The organism is Amycolatopsis dendrobii, from assembly GCF_014145675.1.
Lineage (GTDB): Bacteria > Actinomycetota > Actinomycetes > Mycobacteriales > Pseudonocardiaceae > Amycolatopsis > Amycolatopsis dendrobii.
Genome location: NZ_JACGZW010000007.1, coordinates 291,061 through 308,594, shown reverse-complemented (window position 1 = coordinate 308,594; position 17,534 = coordinate 291,061). Strand labels below are relative to the sequence as shown.

Genomic DNA, 17,534 nt, shown 5'->3' with positions numbered 1-17,534 from the left:
GCAGCCGATGACGCACCGGGAAATCCTCAAGGCCTTCACCGGTCTCTTGCTGGCCCTGCTCGTGGCGTTGCTGTCGTCGACCATCGTGTCCAACGCGCTGCCGACGATCCTCGCCGACCTGCACGGTTCGCAGAGCGAGTACACCTGGGTTGTCACCGCGACGCTGCTGACGTCGACCGCGACCACCCCGATCTGGGGCAAACTCTCCGATCTGTTCAGCAAGAAACTGCTGTACCAAATCGCGATCGTCGTCTTCACCGTCGGTTCGGCACTGGGCGGGATCGCGCAGTCGATGCCCGAACTCATCGCCTACCGTGCACTGCAGGGCATCGGGCTCGGCGGGCTGCAGGCGCTGATCCAGGTCGTCATCGCGGCGATGATCGCGCCGCGCGACCGCGGCCGCTACACCGGTTACACCGGCGCGGTGTTCGCCGTCGCGACCGTTTCCGGCCCGTTGATCGGCGGGCTGATCGTCGACTCGCCGCTCGGCTGGCGCTGGTGCTTCTGGGTGTGCGTACCGCTGGCCGTCGTCGCGTTCATCGTGCTCGGCCGGACGCTGAAGCTGCCGGTGCTCAAGCGCAAGGTGCGCATCGACTGGCTGGGCGCGACCCTGCTGGTCGGCGGTGTCGCGCTGCTGCTGATCTGGGTTTCGCTGGCGGGCGGCAGCTTCGGCTGGGTTTCGTGGTCGAGCGCCGCGTACGTCGGCGGTGCGATCGTCGCGCTGGCGCTGGCGGTTCTCGTCGAATCCCGGGTCGCGGAGCCGGTGGTTCCGCTGCGGCTCTTCCGCAACCGCACCTTCACGCTGTCGGTGCTCGCCTCGCTGGCGGTCGGCACCGCGATGTTCGGCGGTTCGGTGTTCCTCGGGCAGTACTACCAAATCGCGCGCGGTTTCTCGCCGACGCACGCCGGCCTGATGACGCTGCCGATGGTGCTGGGGCTGGCCGTCGCTTCGACTGGTGCGGGGCAGGTCATTTCCCGGACCGGGCGCACCAAGCCGTTCATGGTCGCGGGCGGGATTTCGCTGCTGGCCGGGCTGTTCCTGCTCTCGACGGTGGACCACGCGACGAACCTGACGCTGATGGGCGGTTACCTCGCGCTGGTCGGCCTCGGGCTGGGCTTCCTGATGCAGAACCTGGTTTTGGTAGTCCAAAACACGGTCGCGATGAAGGACATCGGCTCGTCGTCCTCGGTCGTCACCTTCTTCCGATCGCTCGGCGGCGCGGCGGGCGTCTCCGCGCTCGGTGCGGTGCTCGCCGCCCGGGTGGCGACGAACATCGCGAACTCGCTGTCGCACATGGGTATTCACAGTGGTGGTGCGGTTTCCGGCGGTGGCGGCACGTTCGCCATCTCGTCGCTCCCGCCGGCGCTGCAGCCGGTGGTGCGCGGGGCCTTCGGCGACGCGACCGGCACGGTGTTCTTCGTAGCGGGCTGCATCGCGGTGGTCACCTTCCTCGCGGTGCTGTTCATCAAGGAGGTGCCGCTGCGCCGGACGCTCGACGCGGACGCGCCCGCACCGGCCGCGGCTGCTGTCTCGGTCGAGGCGGTGTCTGTGGTCGAAGCTCCGGTCGAGATGACCTCCGTGCTGCGCGGGCGGGTTCTCGACGCGGGCGGCCGTCCAGTGTCCGGTGCCGTGCTTACGCTCACCGACATGTCGGGGCGTCAGGTCGACGTCGGGCGTACGGGACGTACTGGCGCGTACGAGCTGTCGGCGAACACTGTGGGCGAGCACGTCCTTCTCGCGACAGCTGGTTCGACGCGGCCCGCGGTGTCCACTGTGCGGCTTAACGGCAACGCGCGTTGGCACGACTTGCTGTTGGACAGCCAGGGCGCTATCTCGGGTCGCGTACGCGTGGCCGGTCGCCATGCCGCCGTCGCAGGCGCGGTGCTGACTCTCACCGACCGCTTGGGCACTGTCACCGCAACGCACATCGCGGGTGGCGACGGCGCGTACCGCTTCACGGGGATCGAGCCGGGCGCGTACACGCTCACTGTGTCGGCACACGGATACACGCCGCACGCCGAACCGATGACGGTCGGCGATGGTGCGGCCGCACAACATGATGTCGAGTTGAGCGAAGCCATGGAACGAGAGTTCGTTAGGCACCAAGGAACACTCAGCGTCGACTAAAGGGGCTCGTGAGTGTTTGCCGCGGTGCACGCCGCGGCGGACACTCACGAGCTTTCTACTGGGAGTGGCATTTGCCGCCGAGCGATGCGCCCTCCCGGCCCTGCCTCGTCCCCCTTCCCCGGAGGTAGCGTCGAATATGTGACGCGAAGCAGGGTCGCGATGTTGCTGGCTATGGGAATCGACAACTTCGGTTCCGGACTTTTCCTTCCGCTCGCACTGCTTTACGTGACGCGGGTGATCGGAATCCCGCTCGTCGAAGCGGGCACGGCGGTCACGGTGGGGACCACAGCGGGGCTTCTCATGCCGCCGCTCGCCGGGCGGCTGGTGGATCGCGCCGGGCCGAGAGCCGGAGTTCTCGCGGCGCAACTGTTGCAGGCTGCCGGAATCAGCGCGTATTTGTTCGCACACGACATCAGCGGCGTTGTGGTGGCTGCCATCCTTCTTGGTGCCGGGCAACAATTGTTCTACAGCTGCCTGTTCGCGCTCGTCTCCGAAGTCGCCGGGGACGTGCCGAAGGACCGGCCGTTCGCCGAGGTCGGAATGGTGCGCGCGGGCGGATTCGGGCTCGGCGGGCTGATGTCGTCGGCACTGCTCACCTGGTTCGGCGACAGCGGTTACAGCGTCGCGCTCGTCGTGGACGTGCTGACTTTTCTCGCCGCGGCAGGCCTCGTCGCGGTGTTCATCCCTCCCGGCCGCCGGTTCGCGCCCGTGGCACGCGTGCGAAGCGGCGTGTGGCGGGACCGCCCGTACCTGACTCTGATCCTGTTGAGCGGCCTGTTCGGGCTCTCGCTCGACTTCTTCCTCATCGGCACCCCGGTGTTCGTGCTCGACCGGCTGCACGCGCCGACCTGGCTGCCCGGTGCGATCTTGTTCCTGCTCACAGTGCTGACCAGTGCCGGCGGCACGATCGCGCTTCGGCTCACCCGCGGCCTCAGCCGGATCAACGCGATGCGCGCCGGGTCCGCGCTGTTCGCCGCGTGGTGCCTGACGAGCGTCGGCGTGCTGCTGGTTCCGCGCAGCTGGCAGGTGCCGTACCTGCTGGCCGCGACGCTCGTGTTCGCCGCCGGTGACCTGGTGTTCGGCCCGCGCTCCGGCGCGCTCGCCGAGGCCGCCGCGCCACCCGAAGCGAAGGGCCGTTACCTCGCCGCGTTCCAATACGCGTTCACTGTGGCTCAGGTGCTGGCTCCAGCGATCGTGTCGTTGTTTTCCGTGGCGGCGTGGTTACCCTGGGTCCTGGTCGGGGGTTGCGCTTGCCTCGCCGCGCTCGGGCTCGGCAGGCTGGGACCAAGGCTGCCCGCGGCTGCGGTGGCACCAATTCAGAGTTGAGCGGAACAGACTCAACTTTGCTGACGTTATACCTGTCGACGGGCCTTGGTCGGGCCTGTCACCAGGTATTTCCACGAACGCATGAGGTGAGGGATGGACGCTTTCAACCCGACCACGAAGACCCAGCAGGCGATCTCGTCCGCGGCGCAGGCGGCCACCGTGGCCGGCAACCCGCACGTGTCGGCCGCCCATTTGCTGGGCGCCCTGCTGGCGCAGGGTGACGGGACCACCGCACCGCTGCTGACCGCGGTCGGGGCGGACCCGGAAACGGTGCACAAGGAGCTCGAGCCGATCATCAACGGGCTGCCGTCGGCGACCGGCGCGACCGTGTCGACCCCGCAGTTCGACGCGCCCGCGGTCAAGTCGCTCTCGCAGGCACAGAAGCTCGCCACCGAACTCGGCGACGAGTACGTGTCGACCGAGCACCTGCTCGTCGGCCTCGCCACCGAAGGCGCTCAGGTCGCGGACCTGCTCAAGCGGCACGGCGCCACGCCGGACGCGCTGCGCGAGGCGTTCGCGAAGGTGCGCGGGTCGGCCCGGATCACCAGTGCGGATCCCGAAAGCACGTTCAAGGCGCTGGAGAAGTACGGCGTCGACCTCACCGAGCGGGCCCGATCGGGCGAACTCGACCCGGTCATCGGCCGCGACACCGAGATCCGCCGGGTCGTGCAGGTGCTTTCCCGGCGTACCAAGAACAACCCGGTGCTGATCGGCGAACCGGGCGTCGGCAAGACGGCGATCGTCGAGGGCCTCGCCCAGCGGATCGTCGCGGGCGACGTGCCGGAATCGTTGCGCGGCAAGCGAGTCGTCGCACTCGACCTCGGGTCGATGGTGGCCGGCGCCAAGTTCCGCGGCGAGTTCGAGGAGCGGTTGAAGGCCGTGCTCAAGGAGATCACCGACTCCGCGGGCGAGGTCATCACGTTCATCGACGAGCTGCACACCATCGTCGGCGCGGGCGCGACCGGCGAGGGCGCGATGGACGCGGGCAACATGATCAAGCCGATGCTGGCTCGTGGCGAGCTGCGCATGGTCGGCGCGACCACGCTCGACGAGTACCGCCAGCACATCGAGAAGGACCCGGCGCTGGAGCGCCGCTTCCAGCAGGTGCTGGTCGGCGAGCCGTCGCCGGAGGACACCATCGCGATCCTGCGCGGGCTGAAGGAGCGCTACGAGGTGCACCACGGTGTCCGCATCACGGACGCCGCGCTGGTCGCCGCCGCGACGCTGTCGGACCGCTACATCACCGCGCGGTTTCTGCCGGACAAGGCGATCGACCTGGTCGACGAGGCCGCGTCGAAGATCCGCATGGAGATCGACTCGCGGCCGGTGGAGATCGACGAGGTCGAACGGGCCGTGCGGCGCATGGAGATCGAGGAGATGGCACTGTCCAAAGAGGACGACGCCGCCTCTCTTGAACGGCTGACCGCACTGCGCGCCGAACTGGCCGAGAAGCGCGAGGAACTCACCGCGCTGACCGCCCGTTGGCAGAACGAGAAGGGCTCGATCGAGACCGTCCGTGAGCTGAAGGAGCAACTGGAACAACTGCGCGGCGAATCGGAACGCGCCGAACGCGACGGCGACCTCGGCAAGGCCGCCGAGCTGCGGTACGGCCGGATTCCGGCGCTGGAGAAGGAGTTCGAGGCCGCGATGGCCGCGAACGAGGCCAGCAAGCAGAACGTCATGCTGAAGGAAGAGGTGGGCGCGGACGACGTCGCCGACGTGGTCAGCGCGTGGACCGGTATTCCGGCCGGGCGTCTGCTCGAAGGCGAGACGGGCAAGCTGCTCCGGATGGAAGAGGAGCTGAACCGCCGCGTCATCGGCCAGGACCAGGCGGTCCAGGTCGTCGCGGACGCCGTGCGCCGGGCCCGGGCGGGCGTAGCCGACCCAGACCGGCCGACCGGTTCGTTCCTGTTCCTCGGCCCGACCGGTGTCGGCAAGACCGAGCTGGCGAAGGCGCTGGCGGAGTTCCTGTTCGACGACGAGCGCGCGATGCAGCGCATCGACATGAGCGAGTACTCCGAGAAGCACTCGGTGGCCAGGCTCGTGGGTGCGCCTCCGGGGTACGTCGGCTACGACCAGGGCGGCCAGCTGACCGAGGCCGTCCGGCGCCGCCCGTACACGGTGGTGCTGCTGGACGAGGTCGAAAAGGCGCACCCGGACGTGTTCGACGTGCTCCTGCAAGTCCTCGACGACGGCAGGCTGACCGACGGCCAGGGCAGGACGGTGGACTTCCGCAACACCATCCTGATCCTGACGTCGAACCTCGGCTCGCAAGCCATCGCCGACCCGTCGCTGGACGAACGCCAGCGCCGCGACGCGGTGATGGAGGTCGTGCAACGGCAGTTCAAGCCGGAGTTCCTGAACCGGCTGGACGACATCGTGGTGTTCCACGCGCTCGGCACCGAGCAGCTGACGTCCATTGTGGACATCCAGGTGGCCCGGTTGGCCAAGCGGCTCGCCCAGCGCCGCCTCCACCTCGAGGTGACGGACGGCGCCCGGGAATGGCTGGCGCTGAACGGCTTCGACCCGATCTACGGCGCCCGTCCGCTGCGCCGGCTGGTGCAGTCGGCGATCGGGGACCAGCTGGCCAAGCAGCTGCTGTCCGGTGAGGTTCGGGATGGGGACACCGTGCGGGTGGACCTGCCGGAGCTGGAGACCGGTGACACGCTGAAGGTGTCGCGGGTCTGACGGATTGTGAAGGCCTCCTCGCGGAGTTACCGCGGGGAGGCCTTCACTGCGTCTTGTCGAGGTGCGTGGTCCAGACGCGAACTACGAACTCGGCTGGTCCCGTTTCCTCGGCTTCGTCATCGGATGCCGGACGAAGATCCGCCCGCCGCACCAGGCCTGGCACCTCGTCATCGAGAAACTCCTCGGCGATGGAGTGCAGCGAAACAAGTTCGACTCGCGCCCCGAAGGGCAACTCGTCCTCCGGCAACGAGGCGGTCGAGCAGCGCAACTGCCCAGCCTGCTGGTCGTGCCACACATAGAACGTCACTGGCCCGTCGTATTCCAGCGAGCGCACCCGCTCGCGCAGGACTGAGGCGCACTCCTCGAACGCGGCAACGACCTCGTGTGCCGACGAGGAACCGTGCTTCTCGGGTGCCAGCGAGAGCGACCAGGTGTTCTCTCGGCTCTCGAGATCCCGGTGGGCCGGATCGATGAGCAACGGCTCGTCCGCGACCTCGCGGATCCATCTCAGCAGCACCGCGTCAGGATGCCAGCCCCCGAACGCGAAACCGCCCGGCCGCGACAACGCGACCGGGCGGTTCCCCATCTCAAGTTCTCAGGCGTCCTCGCCCCGCTCCGACTCCGCCGGATGCGCACCCCGACCAGGCGGAGTACGCGGCGCGGGCGGAGACGGCTGCCGCTCCGTCATCCGCGTATCCGCCGGAGACGGTGCCGACGTCTCGACCGCGCGGGTGTCGACCGGCCTCGTCGCCTGGGTGTCCGCCGGGGAGGGGGCGCTCGTCGGGGCGGGCGGCGCGGCCGGGGTGCCCGCCGACGGCGTCCACGTGCGGTTCGAGTCGTAGTCCTCGTCGAACGGGTCCACGATGTCGGCGATCTCGCCCAGGTCGCGCAGCAAGCGCTCAAGCCGCGACGGCCCAGCCCCCGGCACGACGCTCGCCAGCACCCACTCGTTCTCCAGCCACGCCACGCCGACGTCGCCGCCCAGCTGGTCGGCCGCGTCGACCAGGTCCTGGGTGATGACCTGGCGGGCGCCCTCGGAGTCGTCCGCGAAGGCGTAGCGCTGGCCGATCGGGCCGAGCATCTCCGGCATGTTTTCCCGCTGGAACGGCACGCTCGACAGCCACATCTCGACCGGCACCCGGTGCGTCTTGTTGCAGCGCACGGCCACGACCACCGCGGGCACCTGGCCCTGGGACTCGATGTCGAAGATGAACACCGGACGGCGGCCGTCGGAGGTGAAGGTGGAGCCCGCGACGACGTTCACCGCCGCGTCGGCTCCGAAGTACCCGATCGCGCCTCCCGACCACTGCCGGGGCAGCCGTTCGTCCTCTTCCACGAACTGCCAGCCGCGCAACTGGGCCCAGCGCTGCCGTTCACGGTTGCGCGAGCCCTCCCTGGCCCGGTCCGCGAAGAGCAGGCCAAGCCCCGCCACCAGCGCGACGGCGGCGATGACGAACCAGATCCACGCCGAGATACCCACGCCGGTCAGGGTATCGCTGCCGAGCCCTCCTACCGGGACGGCCGCACCGTGTCGGCGCGCCCCGTTTGGCCGGAACCGTCCAGGTCGCGTCGACAAATCGGCTAATCGCCCGGCTCGGGTGTCCATTGCGGACGGGTTCCCGCTGACCGGAGGACCCGCTGCGCCTATCCAGCGATCGCGCCGGACATCCCGGACAGGAACCTTGCCGGATCGCTCCGGAGCCGGGTAGAGGTCGTTCGACAGCCTTTCCCGCCGCCGCCGACAGCAGGAAGGACACCCGCATGTCCCTCTCGAGAAGATCGGTACTGACCGGGACCGCGGCGGCACTCGGCGCGCTCGCGCTGCCCGGGGCCGCGGCGGCAGCGGGCGCGCGCGACTGGTCCCGCGCCGTCATCGACTCCACCATGCAGCGCTACACCCCGGCGTCCATCGGCGGCTGGAGCTATCCGCTCGGTCTCTACTTCTACGGCCAGTACCTCTTCTACCGGCGGACCAAGGAACGCAAGTACCTCGACTACGTCGTCGCCTGGTACGACCGGTTCATCACCGACGACGGCATCTCCAACAGCTTCAGCAGTCTCGACTCGATGCGCGCCTGCCAGATGCTTCCCTTGCTGTACAACGAAACCGGCAACGCCAAGTACCGCAAGGCCGCCGACCAGCTGCGCAAACGCTTCGAGACCTACCCGCGCACGAGCGACGGCGGGATGTGGCACGCGGTCAGCCGTCAGCACCAGCTGTGGGGCGACGGCGTGTACATGGCGCAGCCGTTCCTCGCGTTGTACGGCAAGGTTTTCCACGATCCGACGTACTGCTACGAGGAATCCGCCAAGAACCTGTCCGTCTACTTCGGACACCTCAAGGAGCCCGCGAAGGGCCTGATCTACCACGCCTACGACGAAAGCGGCAGCCAGCCGTGGGCGACCGGCCCCGGCAAGCACTCCAGCTTCCACTGGGCCCGCGCCGTCGGCTGGTTCGGGATGGCGGCGATCGACATCCTCGAGGTGCTGCCCGCCGACCATCCTCGACGGCCGGAGCTGGTCGGGATCGTCCAGTTCCTCGCCGAGGGGTACCGCCGGTTCCAAGATCCGCGGACCGGCCGGTGGTACCAGGTCGTCGACCACGGCGGCGACGACGGGAACTGGCTGGAGACGTCCGCGTCCTCGATGTACGCGTTCACCGTCTCCCGCGGGATCGAGCGCGGATATCTGCCTGCTTCTTATGCCTCGGTCGCGCAGCGCGGCTATGCCGGAGTGCTGCAGAAGGTGTCGATCGGATCGGACGGGCTGACGAACATCGCCGACATTTGCGAAGGAACGAACGTCGGAGACCTGAAGTTCTACTTCGCCCGGAAGCGGTTGACGAACGACTTCCACGGGCTCGGCGCGTTCTTGATCATGAACGAGCAGTTCACCCGGTATCGCTGCTGAAAGAAGGGCCCCTTGAGAGACTCAAGGGGCCCTTCGCAGCACGTCTGGTTTTACGTCTCGCCAGTCGGGTTGGCAGGCTTGGCCAGCGGTCCGGGCGACCACAATCCGGAATGCGTCACCGACTGCTGATGCAGCGCCGCCGAAGCCGGAAGCGCGTTCGCGACGTCGGGCGACACCTCGTACAACGTCCCCCAGTCCCGATCGACGTCCCCTTCCAGGTACGTCGGCAACGCCTCCATCTGGACGCTCGCGTTCATCCACACGAACGGCCCGCCGCCCGCCGGAGAGGACCAGTACCGGCCCACCGTGCGCAGGTCGTCGCCCGCGCTGATCCGGTACTTCGGCACCTCGGCGATCCCGTTGTGGATCGACGACGGGCGCAGGCACGGGTGCTGCGCGGCGGCGGCCCACTCCAGGAACACCGGGTCCTGCCCGACCACGTCGGTCATCTTCGCGATTTTCGGCGCCCGCGGCGCGCTGAACGCGACCCAGCCCTCGCTGCCGAGCCCGCGGCCCTTGGCCACGATCCGCACCTGGTCGGCGCCTTCGGGCACGCTGACCCGCGCGTCCCGCCAGTCGGTGTCCTTCTTCTTCGCGTCGAGCTTCTCGCGGCTGAGCACCTCGAACCCGGCGGGGGTGTTCTTGCCGAATTCGGCGGTCAGCCCGTTCGGGTCCTCGGTCTTGCCCGCGAGCGCGACCACGATCGGCACCGAGCCGTCGCGCGCGCGTTCCGGGATCGAGTACCACTGGGTGCGCAGGTCGCCCGCGCCGTCGCCGGACTCGTGGTAGCTGCCCCAGATCGGCGCGCCGTCCTTGCCGAAGTCGTGCGGCGGCTTCCACTTGTCGTCCGTCGGCAGCCCGCCGTTGGTGACGAAGCCCTTCTGGGTGCTGGTCAGCCATTCCTGCGGCGTGGTTCCGCGGTCGGCGCCGGCGGGCACCTGCCAGCCGGGAGCGGCGTTCTGCGGCTGTTGCGGCGCGGCTTCCAGCAGCCCGGCCTTCGGGTCGCGCTCGACCTTGATGTAGTCGGACAGCCCGCAGCTCTTCCCGGCCAGCTGGCGGATGTTGTCGGCACCCATGTTGTAGGTGTCCCAGCGCTTCTGGATGCCCTTGGCGATGCTGCCGATCTCGAACAGCACGAGGATCGCGCACACCGTCGACAGCGGTGCGAGCCCGAGCCGCAGTGCCCGGCCGCGGTTTTCCAGGTCGCCCTTCGCCACCGGCGCGGGCGGGACGAACGGTTCGTGCTCGTTGTGCTTCATGTGCTCGATCGCCGCGATCGCCAGCGCGACCGCGGCCGCCACGAGCGCCATCGTGCTCAGCTTGATGCCGAACACCTGCGGCGGGAGGTCGAACCACGGCACGCCCCACGCCGAGACGTACCACCAGGCGTTCGGCCCGGTCGACGCCAGCGCGACGATCACCATCAGCCCGGCGAAGAACGCCGCGCGGTTGCGGCGCGACAGCAGCACCGTCGTGCTCGTCGACAACGCGGTGAGCGCGGCGAGCGGGCCGCCGACCGCGACCAGCATGCCGAAGTGGTGCGAGTGCTTGGTCGGGGCGAGCGCGAGGACCACAAAGGACAGTGCGCTGATGCCGAGCAGCCTGCGGCTCGGACCGAGCGCGGCGCCGCGGATGTTCCCGCGCCGCAACAGCACGACCGCGCAGGTCGCCAGGCAGAGGAAGATCAGCAGCACCGGGAACCGGCGCGTCATCGAACCGTCCGGACCGTTGCTGAACAGCATTGTGTACCGGTCGAGCTCGTTGTACCAGGCCCCGGTCGGGCCGAGCGAGGACCGCAGCCGCACCGATTCGAGCGCGCCGGAGAGCGTCTGGTCGCAGAAGATGAGCGCGAGGATCACCAGTCCGGCGGCGGCGACCGGCGCGAGCACCGGCACCCAGCCGAACTGGCGGGCGTGCCGGAGCACGATCTTCGCCAGCGGCTTCAGTCCGACCACGAACGGCAGCACGGCCATCAGCCCGTGCGGGTTGACCGAGACGCACAGCGCCGCGACGGTCAGTCCGACCGCCGCCGGGCCGAGCCGCCGGGTGGCCACCGCGCGTTCGACCGAGCAGATCGTGATCAGCGACAGCAGCGCGACCAGGTTTTCCGGGCGCAGGCCGTTGTCGTAGGGCAGCCAGAACGCGAGGAAGACCGCGCCCGCCGCCCAGCCGGCCGCGCTGCTGATCCGCACCTGCCTGCCGAGCCGCGGCAGCACCCCTCGGCTGATCAGCATCCAGCAGGCGACGCCCATCAACAGCGACGGCAGCCGCATCCACGGCGTCAGCGAACTGATCTTGGTCATGGCCGCGTAGATGTCGACGAACCACGCCATCGGCGCGTCCGGCGCGGCGAACCACCGGTAGTACTCGCCGATGTACCCGGCGTCGCCGCGGACGCGCGCCATGGTCGTGAAGTAGCCGTCGTCGGCGGTCATCGCGCCGATCAGCCACCAGATGCCGAGCGTGCCGAGCACGGCTATGTCGAGGAATTTCAGCTTCCACCAGCCCCGCGCGGCCAGCCGGGGCGCGCGCCGTCCGGAGAGCCGGTCGAGGCGGTACAGCGCGAGCACCGCGCCGATGAAGCAGAGCACCGACAGCACGATGGCGGCCAGCTTGATGCCGGTCGCGGTGCTGGCCCAGCGGTTGTCGACCTGCGCGGAGACCGAGAGGCCGTGCGTGTCGTCCTGGTTCGTCAGGTCGGAGAAGAAACCGGTGAGCTGCGGCCTGCGGTCGTCGCTGACGTCCGCCAGGTGGGTGCCGCCTACGGACGCGGTCGTGTGCTTCGGGTCGGAATGCACGGTGATCGTGCAGTCGCCCTCGCCGAGCGGGGCCGCGCCGAGCTGCTGGCCCTGTGAGGAGAGCGTGAGCTGACCGTCGCCGACCTGCAAGGCCATCCCGGTGACGGTGCCGATGCTGGAGTTCGGCGGGTTGGTGCTGAACAGCACGGCGTTGCCCGCGGTGCGCGCGTCCAGCGCCCGCGCGGTCGCGCACGGGACCTTCGCGTCGAGCGAGATCGGCGCCTGCGCGGTCAGCGGGGCGGACACCGCTCTGGTGCCCTGGGCGGTCGGCCAGTCGAGGGTCGTCTGCTCAAGCGTGACGGGCAGGAACGGGATCGCGATCGCGAGGATCGCGCCGGCGATTCCGAAAACCGCGGCGAGCAGCCGCGTCCGACGCCCGGCTTTGCTCTTGCCGACAGCTGTCGGAGACGCCGATTCGGCGGCAACGGATTCGAGGTCGACCACGCCCAGCAGGCTATCCAAGCGGATGCGAGCCTCCCGCTGGGGACTCTCCAGGGGACGGCGCCACCTGGTGGAGCCCGGATTCCCTCCCCGAATAGCCACGGTGGGTAAAGGAAACGCGGCCCGCTTTAGGGCGAACGGGTGATGCTCCGCAGCTCACGAGGGCTCGCGCCGAGGGCCGTTTCGCGATCCGGAAACGGTCCGGACTCGATTGCCGAAAGCGGACCCGGCACCGCGATGAACTCAGCCGGGCGAGAAAGTGAACGGCGGCCCGGAAACTGTCCATCCGTTGTCGATGACCGGATTTCCCAGCACCTCGGCGCCCACGTGCTGGCTCCGGGTAACCGGAACACCCACGGTAGAAGCGGTGCTCGCGCGCGCCGCCGCGAGGTCCGCGGCCGACAGTTCGCCGTGGAACCGCTCCGTGCGCTCGGCGGTCGACTGGCTCGCCGCGGCCAGCGTGTGCACCGGGCCGAGGTCGCCGGACACGCTGTGCCGCTCGGTGGACTCCAGCCGGGTCACGTCGAGCTTGCCGGTGAACTGGCCGAGCACGCTTTCGTCGGAGTTCGCGACGACCGAGCCCGCCGGGCCGAGGTCGACGGCGTCCGCGGAGGTGCGTTCGACGCGGGTGCCGCTCAGCAGGTCGCCGGAGAACCGGCCGGCGAGCCCGGACTCGGCGCTGGTCTTGCTGCTGGACAGCGCTTCGACCCCCTGCGGGAGCCGGACGCCGTGCCGCATCGACTGGTCCAGACCGGCCACGTGCGCACCGTCGAATGGCTGCGTGTGGTGCGCGGCGAGGTCGTTGCCGGTGAACGCGCGGCCTGCCTCGCCGAGGCGCAGGTCGTGGGTCTGGGACTGGCCCGCGGCGTCCGGGGCGAGCGCCTGGTGCAGGTTCGACGCGGCGGACGCGGGCAGATCTTGCGTCGCGATCGCCTCGTCGCGGGTGAACTGGAGGTCGGAGAAGGAACCGTGCTGGTGCTCCTCGAGCGGCAGTCCCCCGCGCGGGGTGTCCGCCAGCGCCGCGGCCGGGCCGGCGAGCAACAGAGCGAGGGGCGCCGCACCGGCGGCCATTCGGGGCAGATATCCGGGCGTCCGCTTGGTGTGCTTGCCCATGTGCCGGACCATACTGCGCCACCAGGGCGGACGCAGCTGAAAAACGGGTAGCTTCACCCACATGACCACCACAGCCATGATCACCGGGGCCACCGCGGGCATCGGGGCGGAATTCGCGCGCCGGCTCGCCGCCGAGAAGCACGACCTCGTCCTGGTCGCCAGGGACGAGGGCCGGCTGAACGCGCTGGCCGGGCAGTTGCGCGCGGAGCACGGCGTCGAGGTGACCGTGCTGCCCGCCGATCTGTCCGAAGTGGACGGCCGGGGCCGGGTCGCCGATCTGTTCGAAACCCGGCCGGTCGATCTGCTGGTCAACAACGCCGGCTTCGGGCTGAGCGGCGAGTTCTGGGAGATCCCGGCCGAGGACCTGCAGCGTCAGCTCGACGTGAACGTGACCGCCGTGCTGCAGCTGACCCGGGCGGCGCTGCCGGGCATGGTCGAGCGCGGCCGCGGTGCCGTGATCAATGTCAGCAGTGTCGCCGGCTTCTTCTCCGGCCGCGGCTCGACTTATACCGCCAGCAAGAACTGGGTCACGTCGTTCACCGAGGGCATCGCGATGTCGCTGCCGAAGGGCGTGCGGATGATGGCGCTGTGCCCCGGCTTCACCCACACCGAGTTCCACGAGCGCGCCGGTCTGCAACGGGAGGGTCCGAAGGCCTTCTGGCTCGACGTGGCCCAGGTCGTCGACGAAGCCCTCGCTGACCTGCGCCGCGGCAAGGTGATCTCGGTGCCGAGCCTGCAGTACAAGGCCCTGGTCGGGATCGGCGGACTGCTGCCGCGTCCGGTGCTGCGCAAGCTCGCGGGCGGGTTCGGCAACCGCCGCCGCACCTGAGAGGTAGGGACAGCCCTACCCCGTCCCGGCGTGTGCGCCCCAGGGTGTTTTCCCCCGGCAGGCCATAGCGTTTTCCCCATGGCGACTGGGGAAGCGGTGCGGCTCGAATCCGTCCGCAAGGAATACGGCCGGGTCACGGCACTGGACGGGGTGAGCCTGTCCTTTCCGCGCGGCGGGTTCACCGCGGTGATGGGCCCGTCGGGCTCGGGCAAGAGCACGTTCCTGCACTGCGCGGCCGGACTCGACCGGCCGACGAGCGGTTCGGTCCTGCTCGACGACCAGGAGCTGGGCAAGCTCTCCGAAACGCAGCTGACGAAGCTGCGCCGGGACAAGGTCGGGTTCGTCTTCCAGGCGTTCAACCTGCTGCCCGCGCTGACCGTCGAGCAGAACGTCGTGCTGCCGCTGCGGCTGGCCGGCCGTCGTCCGGACCGCCGCCGCGTCGCGGAGATGCTCGGGCATGTCGGGCTGAGCGACCGGCGCAAGCACCTGCCGGGTCAGCTGTCCGGCGGTCAGCAGCAGCGGGTCGCGATCGCTCGCGCGCTGGTCAGCCGTCCGGCGGTGCTGTTCGCCGACGAACCGACCGGCGCGCTCGACACCCGTACCGCCGGCGAAATCCTTGGCCTGCTTTCGGAATCGGTGCGCGGCGGCCTGACCGTCGTGATGGTGACGCACGATCCCGTCGCGGCCTCCTATGCGGACCGGGTTGTCTTCCTCGCGGACGGCCGCGTCGCCGGTGAACTGCACCGGCCGACCGCGACGGCCGTCGCCGAACGCATGACGCACCTCGGCGCCTGGGCCGACCGGATGCCGGTGGGCGGTTTCTGATGTTCAGTCTTGCCTTGCGTACCTTGCGTTTCCGCACCGGCGGGTTCATCGCCGCGTTCGTGGCCGCGTTCCTCGGCGCGGTGATCGTGTCCGCCTGCGCCGGTCTGATGGAGACCGGGATCCGGTCCGCCGCTCCGCCGCACCGGCTCGCCTGGGCGCCGGCTGTCGTTGCCGGACAACAGGATTTCGAGCTGCGGAAGAATTCCGAGAAGCCCAAGACGCAGTCGGTCGCGCTGCCGGAGCGGGTCCGGCTGGACCGGTCGCTGGCGGAGACGATCCGAGCGACGCCCGGTGTGTCCACTGTGGTCGGAGAGGTGAGTTTCCCGGTATCGCTGGGGAAGAAGCCTCTTGTCGCGCACGGCTGGGAGTCCGCTCGGTTGCCCGGTCCTGCGCCGCGAGCCGACGAAGTGGTGCTGCCCGCTGCCAGCGGCGTGTCAGTTGGATCTACTGTGGACATTGCGGTGCAGGGGTCGATGCGCCAATACCGCGTCGCTCAGATCAGTGACCGTCCCGACGCGTTCTTCGCCGACAATGTCGCCGATCAGCTCTCCGGCCACCCCGGCAAGGTCGACTATTTCGGTGTCGTCACTGACAATCCGGCCGCCTTGCACCTCGGATCGGGGGTGTCCGTGCTGACTGGGGATGAGCGCGGCCTCGCCGAATTCCCGGAAGCGCAGGCGAGCGGCGGCCGGCTGATCCCGCTGTCCGGCGTCGCGGGCGGACTTTCGATTTCAGTCGCGGTGTTCGTCATCGCCAGCACGCTGATGCTGTCGGTGCGCCAGCGGCAGCGTGAATTGGCCTTGCTGCGCGCGATCGGCACGACGCCGCGGCAGCTGCGGCGCATGGTTCTCGGCGAAGCGCTGGTCATCGGCGTGCTCGCGACCGCAGCCGCGGCCGCGCTCGGTCCGGTGTTCGGCCGGTGGCTGTTCGAGCAGTTCACCTCGGGCGGGTTCATCTCCCCCGCCGTGCAGTTCCACCAGGGCTGGATCCCGATGATCATCGCGGCGGGCGCGACGCTGCTCGCCGTCGGGATTTCCGCGCTGGTGGCCGGATTCCGGGTCGGCCGCATCCGGCCGACCGAGGCGCTCGCCGAAGCCTCCGTGCCGCGCGGCTGGCTGACACCGCTGCGACTGATCGTCGCGCTGCTGTGCTTCGGCGGCGGGACCGCGCTGGGCATAGTCACGCTCGCGGTGATGACGGGACCCATCGCGGCGAGCACGGCGGGTCCGGCGGTGATGCTGTGGGCGGTCGGCGTCGCGATGATCAGCCCTGGCGTCACGAAGCTGACCGCGATCCTGTTGCAGGGCCCGATGCGGCTGTTCAGCGGCGTCACCGGCTGGCTGGCGATCACCAACACGCGCAACGCGGCCACCCGGGTGGCAGGCGCGGTCACGCCGATCATGCTCGCGGTCGGAATCGCGACCGCCAACATCTACCTGCAGACCACGACCACCGCCGCTTCCGCGCAGGCCTTCGCCGAAGACCTCCGCGCCGACGCGGTCGTCGCGGGCCCGACCGGGGTTTCTCCCGAAGCCATCGACCGGATCCGGCACGCGGAAGGCGTCGCGGCGGTCTCGCCGTACATCGCCAGCCGCGCGTTCATCACCGCGCCGTTCGACGAGAACCAGACCAAGAAGGGCTACCCGGCGCTCGGCCTCACCGACGGGTCGACCAATGCCGCCACGGTCGTGCGCGGCAACCTCGTCGACCTCACCGGCGACACGGTCGCGTTGCCGGACACCGCTGAGGTGTCGCGATCGGTCGGCGAATCCGTCACGCTCCGTCTCGGCGACGGGAGCGACCGGACCCTGCGCATCGTCGCGATCGTGCACCAGCGGGCCGGAGCCGAACAGCTCCTGCTGCCCGCCGACCTGCTCGCCGGGCACACCACGTCCGGTCTCGCCCGGCAGGTGCTCGTCCGTGCCGCGCCCGGGGTCGACCAGGCCCGGCTGACGCGCAGCCTGACCGCCGCGACCGCGGGTCTCCCGGTGTCGGTCGGCGACCGGAGCACGCTGGCCGCCGCGAACGCCAAGAACGACGAGACCGGCGCGTGGGTGAACTACCTGCTGGTCGGCATGATCGTCGGCTACACGGTGATCTCCGTGGTGAACACCCTGGTCATGGCCACCTCGCGCCGCCGGAGGGAGTTCGGCCTGCAACGGCTCGGCGGCTTCACCCGCGGCCAGGTGCTGCGGATGGCCGCGAGCGAAGGCGGTCTGATCGCCGCGATCGGCATCGTGGCAGGCACCGTGGTGTCCGCGGGCGCGATCGTGCCGTTCTGTCTCGTCGCGACCGGCCGGGTGCTTCCGGAGGGTCCGGTGTCGGTGTACCTGGTGATCATCGCGACCGCGATCGTGCTCGCGCTGACCGCCGCGGTCCTGCCCGCTTGGGTGGCGACGCGGACGCGTCCGGTGACGGCCGTCGCGACCGGGGAGTGACGCGCGGAAGTTGTCGGTGCCGTGTGTAAGACTCTCGG

Annotated in this window: 11 protein-coding genes; 7 read left to right on the top strand and 4 right to left on the bottom strand. The window is 69.6% G+C overall.

The window, feature by feature from the left end; translation table 11 throughout:
- Positions 1-7 precede the first annotated feature (7 nt).
- The 3 genes from H4281_RS22220 (at position 8) to clpB (ending at position 6,142) form a co-directional block, all read left to right on the top strand.
- Entirely contained in the window at positions 8-2,128 is a 2,121-nt protein-coding gene (locus H4281_RS22220) for an MFS transporter (protein ID WP_182893025.1), read from the top strand.
- A 138-nt stretch (positions 2,129-2,266) separates the two neighbouring features.
- Positions 2,267-3,454 (top strand): MFS transporter, encoded by a 1,188-nt coding sequence (locus H4281_RS22215; RefSeq protein ID WP_182892858.1) that lies wholly within the window; start codon positions 2,267-2,269, stop codon positions 3,452-3,454.
- 93 nt (positions 3,455-3,547) lie between these two features.
- Complete coding sequence (clpB, locus tag H4281_RS22210; protein ID WP_182892857.1) at positions 3,548-6,142, top strand: ATP-dependent chaperone ClpB; 2,595 nt, start codon at positions 3,548-3,550, stop codon at positions 6,140-6,142.
- Between the two features lie 43 nt (positions 6,143-6,185).
- Here the strand turns inward: clpB and H4281_RS22205 are convergent, their stop codons facing one another.
- Both H4281_RS22205 and H4281_RS22200 read right to left on the bottom strand, forming a co-directional pair.
- Positions 6,186-6,728: a hypothetical protein gene (locus H4281_RS22205; RefSeq protein ID WP_182892856.1), complete on the bottom strand. Its 543-nt coding sequence runs from the start codon at positions 6,726-6,728 to the stop codon at positions 6,186-6,188.
- A 9-nt stretch (positions 6,729-6,737) separates the two neighbouring features.
- Positions 6,738-7,622 carry a TtfA family protein gene (locus H4281_RS22200; protein WP_182892855.1) on the bottom strand — a complete coding sequence of 295 codons (885 nt, stop codon included), beginning with the start codon at positions 7,620-7,622 and terminating at the stop codon, positions 6,738-6,740.
- Between the two features lie 281 nt (positions 7,623-7,903).
- Here H4281_RS22200 and H4281_RS22195 point away from each other — a divergent pair, with 281 nt between their 5' ends.
- Positions 7,904-9,052, top strand: a complete 1,149-nt coding sequence (locus tag H4281_RS22195; protein WP_182892854.1) for a glycoside hydrolase family 88/105 protein — start codon at positions 7,904-7,906, stop codon at positions 9,050-9,052.
- 50 nt (positions 9,053-9,102) lie between these two features.
- Here the strand turns inward: H4281_RS22195 and H4281_RS22190 are convergent, their stop codons facing one another.
- On the bottom strand, positions 9,103-12,294 hold the full coding sequence (locus H4281_RS22190; RefSeq protein ID WP_312872157.1) for an arabinosyltransferase domain-containing protein: 3,192 nt from the start codon (positions 12,292-12,294) through the stop codon (positions 9,103-9,105).
- Positions 12,295-12,534: 240 nt separating this feature from the next.
- Positions 12,535-13,404, bottom strand: coding sequence for a hypothetical protein (locus tag H4281_RS22185; protein WP_220507605.1), 870 nt, complete (start codon positions 13,402-13,404; stop codon positions 12,535-12,537).
- Positions 13,405-13,465: 61 nt separating this feature from the next.
- On the opposite strand from H4281_RS22185, the gene H4281_RS22180 reads away from it, so the two are divergent.
- From H4281_RS22180 to H4281_RS22170, 3 genes are all read left to right on the top strand, one after another.
- Complete coding sequence (locus H4281_RS22180) at positions 13,466-14,233, top strand: SDR family NAD(P)-dependent oxidoreductase (RefSeq protein ID WP_182892851.1); 768 nt, start codon at positions 13,466-13,468, stop codon at positions 14,231-14,233.
- A 78-nt stretch (positions 14,234-14,311) separates the two neighbouring features.
- On the top strand, positions 14,312-15,058 hold the full coding sequence (locus H4281_RS22175; protein ID WP_182892850.1) for an ABC transporter ATP-binding protein: 747 nt from the start codon (positions 14,312-14,314) through the stop codon (positions 15,056-15,058).
- Between the two features lie 14 nt (positions 15,059-15,072).
- Complete coding sequence (locus tag H4281_RS22170) at positions 15,073-17,496, top strand: ABC transporter permease (RefSeq protein WP_312872156.1); 2,424 nt, start codon at positions 15,073-15,075, stop codon at positions 17,494-17,496.
- Positions 17,497-17,534 lie beyond the last annotated feature (38 nt).

Coding starts and splice junctions, on each gene's coding strand:
- H4281_RS22195 (WP_182892854.1), top strand. CDS start 7,904: ATGTCCCTCTCGAGAAGATCGGTACTGACCGGGACCGCGGCGGCACTC.
- H4281_RS22205 (WP_182892856.1), bottom strand. CDS start 6,728: ATGGGGAACCGCCCGGTCGCGTTGTCGCGGCCGGGCGGTTTCGCGTTC.
- H4281_RS22185 (WP_220507605.1), bottom strand. CDS start 13,404: ATGGGCAAGCACACCAAGCGGACGCCCGGATATCTGCCCCGAATGGCC.
- H4281_RS22175 (WP_182892850.1), top strand. CDS start 14,312: ATGGCGACTGGGGAAGCGGTGCGGCTCGAATCCGTCCGCAAGGAATAC.
- H4281_RS22180 (WP_182892851.1), top strand. CDS start 13,466: ATGACCACCACAGCCATGATCACCGGGGCCACCGCGGGCATCGGGGCG.
- clpB (WP_182892857.1), top strand. CDS start 3,548: ATGGACGCTTTCAACCCGACCACGAAGACCCAGCAGGCGATCTCGTCC.
- H4281_RS22220 (WP_182893025.1), top strand. CDS start 8: ATGACGCACCGGGAAATCCTCAAGGCCTTCACCGGTCTCTTGCTGGCC.